At 37.6% G+C, this 14,618-nt stretch carries 11 protein-coding genes; 1 reads left to right on the top strand and 10 read right to left on the bottom strand.

Annotation, left to right across the window (positions count from 1 at the left end; all coding sequences use genetic code 11):
• Positions 1-660 precede the first annotated feature (660 nt).
• From glnA to IGJ32_RS09970, 6 genes are all read right to left on the bottom strand, one after another.
• Positions 661-2,001: a type I glutamate--ammonia ligase gene (gene glnA, locus IGJ32_RS09945; RefSeq protein WP_010718711.1), complete on the bottom strand. Its 1,341-nt coding sequence runs from the start codon at positions 1,999-2,001 to the stop codon at positions 661-663.
• Between the two features lie 30 nt (positions 2,002-2,031).
• Positions 2,032-2,424, bottom strand: coding sequence for a MerR family transcriptional regulator (locus IGJ32_RS09950; RefSeq protein ID WP_010718712.1), 393 nt, complete (start codon positions 2,422-2,424; stop codon positions 2,032-2,034).
• A gap of 202 nt (positions 2,425-2,626) precedes the next feature.
• Complete coding sequence (hflX, locus tag IGJ32_RS09955; RefSeq protein WP_342081884.1) at positions 2,627-3,859, bottom strand: GTPase HflX; 1,233 nt, start codon at positions 3,857-3,859, stop codon at positions 2,627-2,629.
• Positions 3,849-4,775 (bottom strand): tRNA (adenosine(37)-N6)-dimethylallyltransferase MiaA, encoded by a 927-nt coding sequence (gene miaA / locus IGJ32_RS09960; protein WP_081128158.1) that lies wholly within the window; start codon positions 4,773-4,775, stop codon positions 3,849-3,851. The genes hflX and miaA overlap by 11 nt, the downstream gene beginning before the upstream one ends.
• 7 nt (positions 4,776-4,782) lie before the next feature.
• Positions 4,783-5,517 carry a glycerophosphodiester phosphodiesterase gene (locus IGJ32_RS09965; RefSeq protein WP_081128160.1) on the bottom strand — a complete coding sequence of 245 codons (735 nt, stop codon included), beginning with the start codon at positions 5,515-5,517 and terminating at the stop codon, positions 4,783-4,785.
• A gap of 470 nt (positions 5,518-5,987) precedes the next feature.
• Positions 5,988-6,515, bottom strand: coding sequence for a hypothetical protein (locus tag IGJ32_RS09970; RefSeq protein WP_010718716.1), 528 nt, complete (start codon positions 6,513-6,515; stop codon positions 5,988-5,990).
• Between the two features lie 178 nt (positions 6,516-6,693).
• Here IGJ32_RS09970 and clpP point away from each other — a divergent pair, with 178 nt between their 5' ends.
• On the top strand, positions 6,694-7,287 hold the full coding sequence (gene clpP / locus IGJ32_RS09975) for an ATP-dependent Clp endopeptidase proteolytic subunit ClpP (RefSeq protein ID WP_010718717.1): 594 nt from the start codon (positions 6,694-6,696) through the stop codon (positions 7,285-7,287).
• A gap of 86 nt (positions 7,288-7,373) precedes the next feature.
• Here the strand turns inward: clpP and IGJ32_RS09980 are convergent, their stop codons facing one another.
• The 4 genes from IGJ32_RS09980 to efrA all read right to left on the bottom strand — a co-directional run bounded on the left by IGJ32_RS09980 (position 7,374) and on the right by efrA (position 14,266).
• Positions 7,374-7,862 carry a gamma carbonic anhydrase family protein gene (locus IGJ32_RS09980; RefSeq protein ID WP_010718718.1) on the bottom strand — a complete coding sequence of 163 codons (489 nt, stop codon included), beginning with the start codon at positions 7,860-7,862 and terminating at the stop codon, positions 7,374-7,376.
• Between the two features lie 671 nt (positions 7,863-8,533).
• Positions 8,534-10,006: a lectin-like domain-containing protein gene (locus IGJ32_RS09985; protein WP_207426806.1), complete on the bottom strand. Its 1,473-nt coding sequence runs from the start codon at positions 10,004-10,006 to the stop codon at positions 8,534-8,536.
• A 766-nt stretch (positions 10,007-10,772) separates the two neighbouring features.
• A complete protein-coding gene (gene efrB, locus IGJ32_RS09990) occupies positions 10,773-12,539 on the bottom strand; it encodes a multidrug efflux ABC transporter subunit EfrB (RefSeq protein WP_010718720.1) in 1,767 nt (588 codons plus the stop codon).
• Positions 12,536-14,266, bottom strand: a complete 1,731-nt coding sequence (efrA, locus tag IGJ32_RS09995) for a multidrug efflux ABC transporter subunit EfrA (RefSeq protein ID WP_010738063.1) — start codon at positions 14,264-14,266, stop codon at positions 12,536-12,538. Before efrA ends, efrB begins: the two co-directional genes overlap by 4 nt.
• Positions 14,267-14,618: the final 352 nt, after the last annotated feature.

The following is a 14,618-nucleotide window of genomic DNA, read 5'->3' on the forward strand; positions in this document are numbered from 1 at the left end:
TTGTGCGTATCAACCAGGAGTGCAATAATCACTGTAAAACAAGAATATTCTTAGGAAAATTCTACACACAAAAAAAATGAAAAAAATTTTTTATACTATAGAATAGGTGTGTTATTCATATTTTGCAAATAATTTTCTTTCCATTAAAATTTTTAAAAAAATTTCAATCAGAAATAGCTGTATACTACTCGTAGAGAATGATTTCATTACACAATCCAACCAGTTATTTGTGATTCAGAATAACTTAACATCATCCGTTTCTCATTCTCGTACTCCTGAAGTGTATTCTTCAGGAGTTTTTTGTTGTCCCACCACATAAGTTACTCACCAAACAATGCGCGAACAAAATAAGCCAAAATTTCCTAAAATAAGTCTTCAGCGACTAAGAAATCAGTTAAAACAAACTGTCTTTCTTTTCAGTCGTACTCATTTTTCGTAAAATTTTGGCTTATTGTCCTGTTTATCAAGCATAAGAAGGTTGTGAAAAGAGCGGTTTGCCCTGAGTATTAAGGATGAAAATCTCGAAACAGCTTTTCATGTTTTGAAAAATTCAGGCTTATTTCAAGGAGCTGATGCTAAAAACCCATTTACTCGTTTTTAGAATGAGGTGAGATTGATCTCTCCAACTCCAATTATTCGTATTCTAATGGGCAACGATAATCAATATAATTCCAAGTATTGTTCTCTTTCCCATTCTGAAACAGTTTGTCTAAAGGCTGCCCATTCTAAGCGTTTTGCTTCGACAAAGTTCGAAAAGATATGTTGTCCCAAAGCATCGATCATCACTTTGTCTTTTCTTAATTCTTTGATTGCATTATGGATCGTTGAAGGAAGATCTTGAATGTGGGCTTCTTCTCGTTCTTCTTCGTTCATCACATAAATATTTCGGTCCACCGCTGCTGGTGGTGTGATTTCATTACGAACGCCATCTAATCCAGCTTGTAATAAAACAGCCATTGCTAGATATGGGTTAGCAGATGGATCAACTGAACGCAATTCCAAACGTGTGGATAAGCCACGTGATTCTGGAACACGGACTAATGGTGAACGATTACGACCGCTCCATGCCACATATACTGGTGCTTCATAGCCAGGAACTAAACGTTTATATGAGTTGACCGTAGGATTGCAAACCGCTGTATAGGCACGAGCATGTTTCAATAGCCCACCTAGGAAATGATACGCTGTTTGGCTAAGTTCTAAATCGCCATCTTTGTCATAAAAGACATTTCCTTCATCATTGAACAAGGACATATTACAGTGCATCCCCGAACCATTGATCCCGAATAATGGTTTAGGCATGAACGTTGCGTGTAACCCATGTTTACGAGCAATTGTTTTAACGACTAGTTTGAATGTTTGAATATTGTCACAAGCATCCACAACGTCTGCATATTTAAAATCAATCTCATGTTGCCCAGGAGCTACTTCGTGGTGAGAAGCTTCTACTTCAAACCCAAGGCTTTCTAATTCTAAAACAATATCACGACGACAGTTCTCACCTAAATCTGTTGGTGCAAAATCAAAATATCCACCTTTATCGTTTAACGTGGTCGTGATTCCACCATCTTCATCTAACTTAAATAAGAAGAATTCTGGTTCTGGACCTAAGTTGAAAGAGGTAAATCCAAGGTTGCGCATATCTTTTAATGCACGTTTCAAATTCCCGCGTGGATCACCTGCAAAAGGTGTGCCATCTGGGTTATAGATATCACAAATCAAACGAGCTACTTTGCCATGATCACTTTCCCAAGGGAAGATCATCCATGTTGAAAGATCAGGATACAAATACATATCGCTTTCTTCAATCCGAACAAAACCTTCGATCGAAGAACCATCAAACATCATTTTGTTTTCAAGTACTTTATCGATTTGACTAACGGGTACTTCGACATTTTTGATCGTTCCTAAGATATCTGTGAACATTAATCTTAAAAATCGAACGTTCTCTTCTTCAATGATTCGTTTAATTTCATCACCAGTTATTTGTTTCTTTACCATGGTATCCCTCTTTCTTTTTCTTTATATTATTCAGTCAAAGAATTGTCGTTGCATTCCTTGCGACTGATAATGCCCAGTTTTACTTAGCCCACCTTGCGCCAATATCTCATCACGAAAAATTTGTCGAACGTCATGATCAGTTAGCGGTTTTTTGCTCTTTTCTTCCTGTTTTTTGGCTTGAGCCATTTCGTAAACTCGTTTGATACCAGCCATATTTAATCCATCAGAAAGATAATCTTTGATCTCTAACAACAAGTCAATATCGTTTAATGAATACATTCGACGATTTCCTTCGCTTCTTTCAGGATGAACAAAATCTTGTTCTTCATAATAACGAATTTGTCGTGCGGATAAATCAGTCAGTTTCATTACTGTACCAATTGGAAATACAGACATTGAACGGCGCAATTCCTTTTCTCCCATCAGACGTCCCCTTTCGTTTAACAAGTTGGGTAAAGTATACCAATCAAAAAAACTACTGTCAACCGCTTATGTCAGGTTTTCTAACATGAGAGTTGGTTTTTTTACAAAAAAACTTGAGCAACGATTCATTGCTCAAGTTTTCTAACTTTTAAAAAAAGAGAAAATACATAGGTCACTCTGATAAGAAAGAGACAACGACCATTTAACTATTCAGCCATTTAGAAGTTGACTTTGCAAATCCTTTTACTTCATATCCATTTTTTTCTTCTACAAAATGCTCTTTCAAAACGAGGGTTTGTCTTCGTAAAGCACTTAACGTTTGCCCATCCTGACTGGGTACAAAGAGCGTGTATGGCACCATCAATTCCAACAACTGCTGTTTGATCGCTTGTACTAGCTTTTCTTCCCCATCGGTACTTTGCGCCGATATCAATACATTTGGAAAGAGTGAGGGAGTAAATAAGGCTGGATCAATTTGATCCGCTTTGTTATAGACTGTTAATACAGGCATCTCTTCCATCTTTAGTTCCGCCATCAACTGTAATACAGTCTGCTCCTGCAAAATACGATCTGGCGAACTTGCATCAACTACATGTAACAATAGATCCATTGATTGACTTTCTTCCAATGTTGAATGGAACGCATCAATTAATTGTGTCGGAAGATCTTGAATAAATCCAACCGTATCAGTAACAGTAATCTCAAATCCTTCTGCAAATCGCCATTTCTTTGTTAAGGGATCCAAAGTAGCAAATAACTGATCTTTAGAATACGTATCCGCTTGCGTAAGCAAATTAAGAATGGTTGACTTCCCCGCATTGGTATACCCAATCAAACCAATTTGAAAGATTTCACTAGACTGTCTTTTCTGGCGGTTTCTCGCTCGATGCGCTTCTACAGCCTTCAACTCACGTTTTACCCCTAATATTTTATTACGGATATGACGTCGATCCGTTTCCAACTTGGTTTCCCCAGGTCCTCTCGTTCCGATTCCACCACCTAATCGAGACAATGACTTTCCTTGTCCAGCTAAGCGTGGTAAAAGGTATTCTAATTGAGCTAGCTCTACTTGCAGCTTTCCTTCTTTCGAACGGGCTCTCATGGCAAAAATATCTAAAATCAACTGGACTCGGTCAATGATAGGGATTCCTACTGCTTCTGAGACTAGCTGACTCTGCCGAGGGGTCATTTCATGGTTAAAGATAATCAGATCCGCTTCATGAGCATCCGCTTGTTGGATCAATTCTTGTAATTTACCTTTACCGATAATGGTTTGACGATCGACTTGCGGTCGTTTTTGCGTCAATGTAAATACAACTTCCCCAGAAGCTGTATTGGTCAGCTTGCTTAATTCTGCCATCGACTCTGTGAAGTATCGTTGATTCTGTTCTGTCTCAACGCCTACGATGATCACTTTTTCTTTTTTATTTGTCATCTTTTTCCTCCAACCACGTTCTGATCAATTGATCAATTTGCTCCATACTACTGGACTCTGCTAATAAGTCAAACCAATGTGCATCAAGACGATTACGAAACCATGTTAATTGTCGCTTTGCATACCGTCTCGAGTTCATCTTCAACTGCTCCACAACGTTTTCTAAAGATTCTTCTCCCTTAAAATACGGATAAAATTCTTTGTATCCAATACCTTGACTCGCTTGGACTTCACCAAGTTCATACACAAAACGTGCTTCTTCTAATAAGCCTTCCTCTAACATACTATCTACACGTTGATTGATGCGCTGGTATAACAAGGCTCTCTCGGTATTAAGACCAATCATACAATAATCATAAAGACGTGCGGGTTCCTCTTGCGGTGTTGTGATACTGTAGCCAGTCACTTCAAATACTTCTAAAGCTCGAATCACTTTTCGTTGGTTATTCCAATGAATTTTTTCCGCTGCTAGCGGATCTTTTGTTTTCAAACACTCCCAAAGTTCTTTTTTACTGAGTGTTTCAGCTAATTCTTCATATTTTTTTCGTACTGCTGTGACGCTTTCCTCTTTTGCACCCAATTGAAAATCATAAAGTAAAGATTGAATATACAACCCTGTTCCGCCAACGATCATCGGCAAACGACCACGTTCTGTGATTTCTGTGATCAATTTTCGTCCAGCTTTTTGAAAATCTGCTACGGAATAAGTTTCATTCGGTTCGATGACATCAATCAAATGATGAGGGATACCTTCCATTTCTGACGTTTTTATTTTAGCCGTCCCGATATCTAATTTTTTGTACACTTGCAGTGAATCCCCACTAATAATTTCACCGTGAAATTTTTTAGCCAATTCCACGCTAAGCGCTGTTTTCCCTACCGCTGTAGGTCCAACGATTACTAATACTTTTTCCATTATCATCCTACTTTTTCATTGTTTGTTTTATCCAAAATGCTTTTTGGGGAAAGTCTGTGATTATTGCATCTAGTTGTTGATCGAAACATCGTGTCATCTGCTGGTCGTCGTTGATGGTCCAGCATCTGATAGCTTTGGGGAATGTCTCCATGGATGGCAAATGCTCCAAGTACCAGTCACCTCTAGGATGAATCCCTTCTATCCAAGGAGTATCTTCAGCTAACTGTACTTTCTTTTGTGACGTACTTAAAAGAAGATCCAGCTGTGCTTGAGGATCAATTTTTACTACTCGTTCCAATGTATGAAAGTTAAAACTGCAGTACGCATGTCGAAAAGGCCATTCCACTGCTTTTAATTGTTGAACTACTTTTTCTTCGATGCCAGCATACTCATATTTATCTGTTTTGATCTCGATCATTACCGTTCCACGATAATTCATTTCCCAAAAAAGATGCAAGACCTCTTTCAAAGTTGGCACTTTTGTTGCCTGAAACTCTGTATTGAACCACTTTCCTGCATTCAACTTTTTTATCTCTGCTAATGTTTTTTCCCGTACCAATCCTTTGCCATCCGTCGTCCGATCCACTTCCTCATCATGAATCACCACGATCTGCTCATCTTTCGTCAAATGAACATCTAGTTCAATCCCATCTGCACCTATTCGAACCGCTTCGGCAAACGCAGGCAATGTATTCTCTGGATGGGTACCACTACTTCCACGATGTGCAAAAATCTGAACCATTTCATCACCACTTTCAGTCTCTTTGATTGTACCATAGGAAAAAGGCTGTGAAAAAGTCGTAATACTTCAAATGGTTAAGAATGAGGTTGACTTGTCATTCTAAAAAATGAGTAAACGGTATTCAATAAAGAACTACTCAGCAATAAGCGATGATTTTCTAAAATATGAAAAGCTATAAAAGTCCTCTCTCATTCGCTTAAAGCTGTTCTTCGACGATCAGTCAAAAATCTCAAAATATGGGGAGCTGTTTCGAGATTTTCATTCTTCATACTCAGGGCAAACTGCTGTTTTCACAATCTCTCATTCATAGTGTTTCATCTATCGAAAAATAAGCCGAAAAAACCAAAAATATAAGGAACTACTTTTGGATTCTTCGGCTTATTTCTAAAAGCTAGACAATTCTGTCACAACCTTGACTTTACAAATTATAAAAGTTTTTTGATCCTCTTCGATCTCAACTCAAAAAACAATTAGCTCCACACATTATCATTTGAGAAAAAGCCAATGGGTTGTCGCGTGACACTTTTTAATTGCGCTTTTTTTTCATTGATCATTTCCGTCAGATTATCCGTGAAGTTTTCTAAGATCACACGTCCACCTTTATAAGCATAACCGCCTATTTTCATCGTTTCGTCAGGAGAAAGAACGACTTTACGGTGCGCAATGTTTTTAAACAACTCCTCTAAGATGTAATTTGGAAGATAAAAATTATTTTGTGCAGCAAATGACTGTAAATAAGCAAAATCATCAATAGTGATATAACAATCATCAAATGCATCAAAGCTGACATATTCATCTAACAGTGTTGCTCTTTTTTGCAAGATTTCATTGATTTTTTTATTTAGTTGATTCAAAGTCTCAATCTCTTTGACTTTTAATTCTAACTCCCGTCTTCGTTGCTCTTTGTTTTCAAGATGGCGCATCTGAACAACCATCCCGATATATACTAAAATAGCTCCTAATAAAACGCCAATTAAGCCTACGATGCCAACTACCAATTAGTGTTCCTCCTTGCTGTATTCTTCTATTTCATCATAACATAAACGTGCAAGCACAGACTATTTTCTAAAATTTTTTTATTTGACCTTTATTGACCAAGAATGTATACTACTTTTTAGGTAGAAGAAATGAATTTGTGTTACACTATTTGTAAAGAACTTAAGGAGGAACCAAATTATGAATTTAATCCCTACAGTTATTGAGCAATCCTCTCGTGGCGAACGAGCTTATGATATTTATTCACGCTTATTAAAAGACCGTATTATCATGTTAAGTGGTCAAGTGACAGATGATCTTGCAAACTCGATTATTGCCCAATTGCTTTTCCTAGATGCACAAGATTCTGAAAAAGACATTTATCTTTATATCAACTCTCCTGGCGGTTCGGTTACTGCTGGAATGGCGATTTATGATACGATGAATTTTGTTAAAGCAGATGTCCAAACCATTGTGATGGGTATGGCTGCTTCTATGGGTAGTTTCTTACTGACAGCAGGTAAAAAAGGCAAACGTTTTGCTTTACCAAATGCTGAAATCATGATCCATCAACCACTTGGCGGCGCACAAGGTCAAGCGACAGAAATCGAAATCGCAGCTCGTCACATTTTACAAACACGAGAACGCTTGAACAAAATTTTAGCAGAACGTACTGGTCAACCTCTTGAAGTGATCGAAAAAGATACCGACCGTGATAATTACATGACTGCTGAACAAGCAAAAGCATACGGTTTGATTGATGAAGTGATGGAAAACAGTGCTGGATTAAACTAATATCATTTGTAAACTAAAAGGACGATGGGACTGCTCGATTGAGCGGCTCATCGTCCTTTTTTCAGTTGGAACGAAAGCTCGTTTTTTCAATGCTGTTCTTTAAACTTTCCTTCGTTATATTGTTCTCCAAGTTCAACGTAATGTTGAATATTTTGGCGATTCTTTTCAATCTCTTCTTCCGTTAAAGGACGAATGACTTTAGCTGGCCGACCAAACGCTAATACGTTGGGCGGAATGACCTTTCCTTCGGTCACTAAAGAACCAGCACCAATCAAACTATTTTCACCGATCACTGCATGGTTCAAAATAGTTGATCCCATACCAATCAACGCGCCCTTTTCGATGGTGCAACCATGAAGCATACATTGATGTCCTACCGTTACATTTTCAGCAATTTCAACTGGTGCATCATGGTCCACATGAATAACAGTACCATCTTGAATATTCGTTCTTGCTCCAACTTTAACCGTATTGCTATCCCCACGAATCACCGCTTGATACCAAACTGTGACCGATTCTGCGAGCTCTACATCGCCAACAACAGTTGCATTCGGTGCAATAAATTTTTGACTCATTTTTACACATCTCCTTTTTTGGCTTATTTCCAATTATAGCAGAAGATGGATTTCTCCTTCAAAAAGACTGGCAGCTATTATTTCATAGTCCCTTCAAGCACACCTACTCTCTAGGGACTGAGACAAAAGTTGTCTCAGTCTCTTCTAGTATCTCTAAAAACGAATAAACGGCGTTCAAGAAGCAACTCCTCAACAATAAGCGATGATTTTCTAAAATATGAGGAGCTATTTTAAAAAATCCTCTCTTATTCGCTCGGAGTTGAACGCTTCTTTCACAGCCTCTTGCTTTAAACGGTGTTCAAACATCAGCTCCTTGAAATAAGCCTGAATTTTTCAAAACATGAGAAGCTGTTTCAAAAAATTCTTTCTTATTGTCATCAGAGCTACCCGATGTTTTCACGACCTCTGATTCACGGTGAGACAAAAGTAGCATCTTCGGAAAATTTGCCGAAATTTACCAAAAATTTGAGAAGCACCAAGTAGGTAACAATCAACATCAAAAACTAGTTTTTGTGTTTCTTGTCAATTTTCGGAAATTCCTTCTTATTTCTTGATGCTGAACACTTTTGTCTCAACCTCTCGTTTTTACACAACTAAAGAGCTCAGAACAATCTTTCGTGTTCCAAGCTCTTTCCTTTTATCTATATGCTATCTAAACTGGTAGCTAAATTTTATCCATTTACTTTAGAAATATTGATTGAGCCGATATAGCCAGCTTTATAGTTTTCCACATTGATTAGTGGGCTTGTTTCTCCTTTATTTACTTTAAAAGTAGTTGTAAGTCGATAGTATCCTTTTTCTTCTAACACCCCATCTCTCATCAATGTGGTGTTAAGGAGTTCACGGCTATCTTTAGACGAAGTATCTTCCTTCAATGCCACTTTTACATAATGGTCACTCAACATATCGACCACTGGTTTCACATAAACGGTTACTCGATAAGTTGCATTTTCTTCTAAAGCTTCACTACCGTTAAAGATTTTATATACACTCGCATGCTGATCAGCAAAGAAAGTATAGTCACCAACTAAAGCATTCACAGGGTCTTTCACTAGTTCAATGTCATCTCCTGAGAACATTTTCCATCCAGCAGTTTGTCCGTCAGGCCAAGTATCATTGATTTTCACCGTTACATTAATCGTTTTTCTAGCCACTTCATTTACACTATTTTTCACTTCATAAGTGACTTGGTATTTTCCAGGAATAGAGGAATCAACGTTGTTTTCTACCACTTTGATTTTGTCTGTGATGTCTCCGTCAACACGATCATAAGCACTTAGATTGATTCGTTTGTCAAATGGATCAAATAACTCATCGTGCAAAATTTCAATATCATTTGCATGTAACTCTGGTTTTTCAAAAACAGCTGCAAATTGATTGATTCTGACAGTATGCGTATTGAAGTGTTCTCCTGTTGCAGCTCCAATCGTAAAAGTATATTTCTTTGATTTATCGATGTTTGGATTTTTCAATTCCCAATGTTGCCCATCATAATCTGCAGTAATAAGTTGTTGCTTGCTATTCCATTTTAACGTTAATTTTTTAAAAGTATTTGGCGTGAATTTAATTTGTTGCATAGGAGCTAAAGCGGTTAAAAATCCGCTGTTGGCATCTGTTGAAACAAAGCCTCCATGAGCACCAACCATTTGAGCATGGTTGAAAGAAGTATCCGCATCATCTCTATCTGGCGCTTTAGAATAGGTATCCAATTCAAATCCAATTCCCTTTTTCAGGCCTCTGATACCTAGACCACCACCATTAGCTCCAATGTCGCCAATTGCTCCTTGGTGGAAAGCCACACCTACCCCATCAGCACCATTTACATTATCACCTAAATTGACATCCATATCCAACAAGAAATCATAGTTCATATCAAGGGAGACGATTCCAGATATTGTTCCTTTTTGAAATTGTTTCGATTGAGTAAGACGAGCTGTATGGGAATCAAGTTGGACGGCACTTCCATTAAATGCGACGATGTCTTTCAAATCAAAATTATTTTGATCCACATTTTGGGAGATAGCAATATTTTTATTGACTAAAACATTACTAGTTTCTGCATTTACTGACAATCCAACAACACTTACCCCAATTAATCCAATAGTTCCTGCACATACTTTTTTATAAAAGGTCTTTTTGTTCATAATAAATAACACTCCCATTCATATAGTTATTTTTTATACACTATCCTTTTCCGTTTTATCTGCATTTCACCATCTCTTTTCATTCTTTTAGTAAACAATTACGCGTAAAATTCATTTACTAGCAAGCATCCAGTAGTAGAAGCATTTTTGAATGCTATTTCGCCTCCCTTGATCTTTTTTCTACTACAAAATTATCGTAACGCTCAGATCCTATTATTTTTATTTTGTATAGTAGTCCAACAAATAAAAAAAGAGGTGAGACAAAAATGTTTAGCTTTAATAAATAAGAAGGGATTTCTGAAAATTAACAAGAAGTATAAACACTCGTTTTTTGCTTTTGATCGTTACCTACTTGGTGCTTCTTATTTCTTGATGCTACTTTTGTCTCACTGTTTATTCGATTTTTAGAGATACTAAAAGAGACTGAGGAAAGTTTTTCCTCAGTCTCTCTATTCTAAAATTCTTTCTTATTTGCTCGGAGCTGATCGCTTCTTTCACGACCTCATGGTTTAAACGGTGTTCAAAGAGCTGACCTTCGGCGATAAGTCAAAAAATCTCAAAACATGGAGAGCTGTTTCGAGATTTTCATCCTTAACGCTCAGGTCAAAACGCTCTTTTCACAACCTCTTGGTTTAAACGGTGTTCAAGAAGCAACTCCTTGAAATAAGCCTGAATTTTTCAAAACATGAGAAGCTGTTTCAAAAAATTCTTTCTTATTGTCATCGGAGCTACCCGCTTCTTTCACAACCTCTTGGTTTAATCGGTATCAAGCATCAGCAACATCTTCAGCAAATTGGCTATTGTACAGTTTTTCATAGAATCCGCCTTGAGCTAACAGCCCTTCATGCGTTCCTTTTTCGATAATTTGTCCTTGATCCATCACTAAGATCAAATCCGCATCACGAATTGTTGAAAGGCGATGAGCAATAACAAAACTTGTTCGTCCTTCCATTACACGATCCATTGCTTTTTGGATCAATGCTTCTAAACGAGTATCGACAGAACTAGTAGCTTCATCAAGTATCAAGATTTTAGGATCAGAAACTACGGCTCTGGCAATAGTCAATAATTGCTTTTGCCCTAACGAAACATTGTCACCTTCAGCGTTGATTTCCATTTCGTACCCATCAGGCATTGTCCGAATAAAATGATCAACGTTAGCTGTTTTTGCTGCGTCAACGACTTCATAATCCGTCGCATCTAATTTACCAAAACGAATATTATCAGCGATTGTCCCTTCATAGAGCCAAGCATCTTGAAGAACCATCCCAAATAATGAGCGGACATCACTACGACTCATCGTTTTAGTATCAATACCATCGATTTTTATTGCCCCATGACTCACATCATAAAAACGCATCAATAAATTAATCAGAGTGGTTTTCCCTGCACCGGTTGGTCCGACTACCGCAACTGTTTGACCAGCTTTTACTTCAAAGTTCAAATCTTGAATCAACGGTTTTTTAGGGTCATAAGCAAAATCAACATGTTCAAATGAAACATTTCCTGCTACTGTTTCTGGTAAAGTGACATCCACTTTATTTTCTTTTTCTTCTGGTTCATCTAAAATCTCAAAGACACGTCTGGTAGCCGCAGATGCACTTTGCAATACAGAAGATAACTGTGTGATATTCCCCATTGGCTGGCTGATTTGCCAAATATATTGGATAAATGCTTGTAATTGCCCCACAACGATGACACCCGTAATGACGTAAAAACTTCCCAATACAGCCATACCGATATAAGTAGCATATGCGGTCAACTGAACTAAGGGCATCATCAATCCAGATATAAAGGCTGCTCTAAATCCATAATGTTTCAATCGATGATTGACTTGTTTGAATCCTTCAAACGTTTTTTGCTCACGTCCATAAACTTTTAACACACTAAAACCAGTCATATTTTCTTGGACATAACCATTTAAATCCCCTAACGAATTTTGCATTTCTTGGAAATATTTTTGCGAAGCATTGATCACACGTTTTGAAATCCAGATAGATGCAGGAATCATGATCATCGAGATCAACGCCATCAATGGCTGGATATAAAACATCATCGCTGCTGCCAGTGTTATCCCTAAAATAGCATTCACCACACCGATAAACGCTTGCTGTAACGCCCCGCTGACTGCGTCTACGTCATTCGTCACCCGAGATAAGATATTTCCTTGTTGATTTTTATCAAAATAAGAAACAGGCAATCGATTGATTTTTTCTTCAATATCTCTTCGCAAATCTTGCATTGCACTTTGCACGACATTCGTCATCAAAACACCTGAAAGTAATTGCGAAACACAATAACCAACGCCCACGATCGTGATCCAAATCAAACAATTGAAAATATAAGAAAAATTAATCGCTTCGTTGTTTGCAATATTGTGACTGATCTCAGTAGTTGGCAATCCGACAACGTAGGGTAAAGCAACGTTGAAAATCACCGTCAAAACAGTAAACAACAGCACAAAGAAAAATGTTAACTGATAAGGTTTGATGTATCGAGCTAATCGTTTTAAGGAAGATAATGTTTGTTTCATGCTAATTCCTCCTTCGATAATTGCGAAGCTGCGATATCATAATAGATTGGACAGTTTTCTAATAATTCACGGTGTGTCCCGATACCTACGACTTCTCCCTCATTCAAGACGATGATTTTATCAGCATGCATGATCGTACCCACTCGCTGCGCCACGATTAACACCGTTGATTCGGTCGTTTCTTTTTTCAAGCGAGCTCGAAGTTTTGCATCCGTTTGATAATCAAGTGCCGAGAAGCTGTCATCAAAAATATAGATTTCCGGACGTCGAATAATAGCTCTGGCAATCGCTAAACGCTGCTTTTGTCCTCCAGAGAAATTAGCTCCACCTTCGGAAAGAAGTTCATCATACCCATCCGTTTTCTTCGAAATGAAGTCCGTTGCTTGTGCGATTTCAGCTGCTCGCTCCATCTCCTCTTGCGTAGCATCTTCTTTTCCATATCTTAAATTATCTGCGATCGTCCCAGTAAATAACAATGCTTTTTGAGGAATAAAGCCAATTTTATCTCTTAATTTACTCAAGCGATAGTCCCTGACATCTACGCCATCAATAAGGATTTCCCCATCACTTACATCGTAAAATCGAGGAATCAATTGAATCAACGTTGACTTCCCGCTACCTGTACTACCGATGAATGCAACTGTCTCTCCTGGCGAAGCAGTAAAACTCACATTACGGATCACGGGTTCTTGTGAATGTCCAGGGTAAGCAAATGTCACATTCTTAAACTCAATATATCCTTTGGTTTTTGTTTCAGATACACCATTTGGATCTTCTTTGATCGACGGTGAGGCATCTAATGCTTCTTGGATACGCCCTGCTGAAACAGCTGCCCGTGGATACATCATAAAGACACTTGCAAACAGCATGAAGGAGAATAATGCATGGAAAATATATTCAATAAATGCAATCAGATCCCCCACTTGAAGAGAACCAGCATCGATTTGAACTGCTCCGCTCCAAATAATCAAGACCATTACAATGTTAAACAGGAAGTAGAATCCAGGCTGTGCAACGGCCATTAAACGAAACAAGCTTTTCGAGCTTTTTGTATAGTTATCATTAACTTTCGCAAATCGTTTTTCTTCAAATTTTTCATTAACGAATGCCCGGATAACACGTAATCCTGAAAGATTTTCACGTAAAATACTATTAATCTTATCCAAATTTTTCTGTTGTTTTTTTGATAACGGTTCAGAAAATTTCGCAATCGCAACCACTGAAAGTAGTAAAAACGGTAGCGCTCCGATCACATAATAACTCAATGAAACACTGGTCCGCATAACCATATAAAGACTGACAACAAACATCATCGGTGTCATAAATCCGATCCGTAAGATATTTTGTAAGAACAGCATAATTTGATAAGCGTCGTTCGTCGTACGCGTGATCAACGAAGCAACCCCCAATGTTTCATATTCTTGGTGAGAATAACTCTGGATTTTCTTGAATAGATCGTCACGAATATCCGCAACGATGTTCGTCGTGATCCGTGAACCAAAATATCCTAATAGAATATTCATAATGATCCCAACCACAGTAATCACGACCATCAAGATCCCTTGTTGTTTTACATAACCAAAATCGTTGTTACGAATCCCGACATCAATCATACGAGCTAAAATCGTTGGTAAGCCTAACTCAATTAAAATAAAACCAAATACGCAGATGAAATTTAATAACAAATATTTCTTATAGCGCATGGTATAGTGCCACATCAACTTCAAACTCTCATCTCCTTTTAATTAGAATAAATTTAGCTATTAATAAAAATAATAGCACACTCCTATAGTATATAGAACACCTCTCTCATCAAAAATTTTTTTTATTACATTTAAATGATAAAAAACATTTTTCCTTTCCACCTTGTTGATTTCTATACTTATCCACTTTTTTATGCTAAAATAGCAATTAACTATTGTATGAATTCATACAGAAGGTACGGTTGAAAAAATTTCCGAACAGAGAAGCAAAACGAGGCTTGTCTCTTTGATTAGAATCGCTCATTTTAATCAAAGCATATCAAAAAACAGGTGGCTTGACCCCTCGTTTTGTGTTGTCTAAAAAATCAACTAGCTA

The sequence above is a fragment of the Enterococcus sp. DIV1639a genome, assembly GCF_050530445.1.
In the GTDB taxonomy this organism is placed as follows: domain Bacteria; phylum Bacillota; class Bacilli; order Lactobacillales; family Enterococcaceae; genus Enterococcus_B; species Enterococcus_B hirae.

What these genes read in the sequence shown, in the direction of transcription:
- glnA (WP_010718711.1), bottom strand. Translation starts at nt 2,001, where the DNA reads ATGGTAAAGAAACAAATAACTGGTGATGAAATTAAACGAATCATTGAA.
- IGJ32_RS09950 (WP_010718712.1), bottom strand. Translation starts at nt 2,424, where the DNA reads ATGGGAGAAAAGGAATTGCGCCGTTCAATGTCTGTATTTCCAATTGGT.
- hflX (WP_342081884.1), bottom strand. Translation starts at nt 3,859, where the DNA reads ATGACAAATAAAAAAGAAAAAGTGATCATCGTAGGCGTTGAGACAGAA.
- miaA (WP_081128158.1), bottom strand. Translation starts at nt 4,775, where the DNA reads ATGGAAAAAGTATTAGTAATCGTTGGACCTACAGCGGTAGGGAAAACA.
- IGJ32_RS09965 (WP_081128160.1), bottom strand. Translation starts at nt 5,517, where the DNA reads ATGGTTCAGATTTTTGCACATCGTGGAAGTAGTGGTACCCATCCAGAG.
- clpP (WP_010718717.1), top strand. Translation starts at nt 6,694, where the DNA reads ATGAATTTAATCCCTACAGTTATTGAGCAATCCTCTCGTGGCGAACGA.
- IGJ32_RS09980 (WP_010718718.1), bottom strand. Translation starts at nt 7,862, where the DNA reads ATGAGTCAAAAATTTATTGCACCGAATGCAACTGTTGTTGGCGATGTA.
- IGJ32_RS09985 (WP_207426806.1), bottom strand. Translation starts at nt 10,006, where the DNA reads ATGAACAAAAAGACCTTTTATAAAAAAGTATGTGCAGGAACTATTGGA.
- efrB (WP_010718720.1), bottom strand. Translation starts at nt 12,539, where the DNA reads ATGAAACAAACATTATCTTCCTTAAAACGATTAGCTCGATACATCAAA.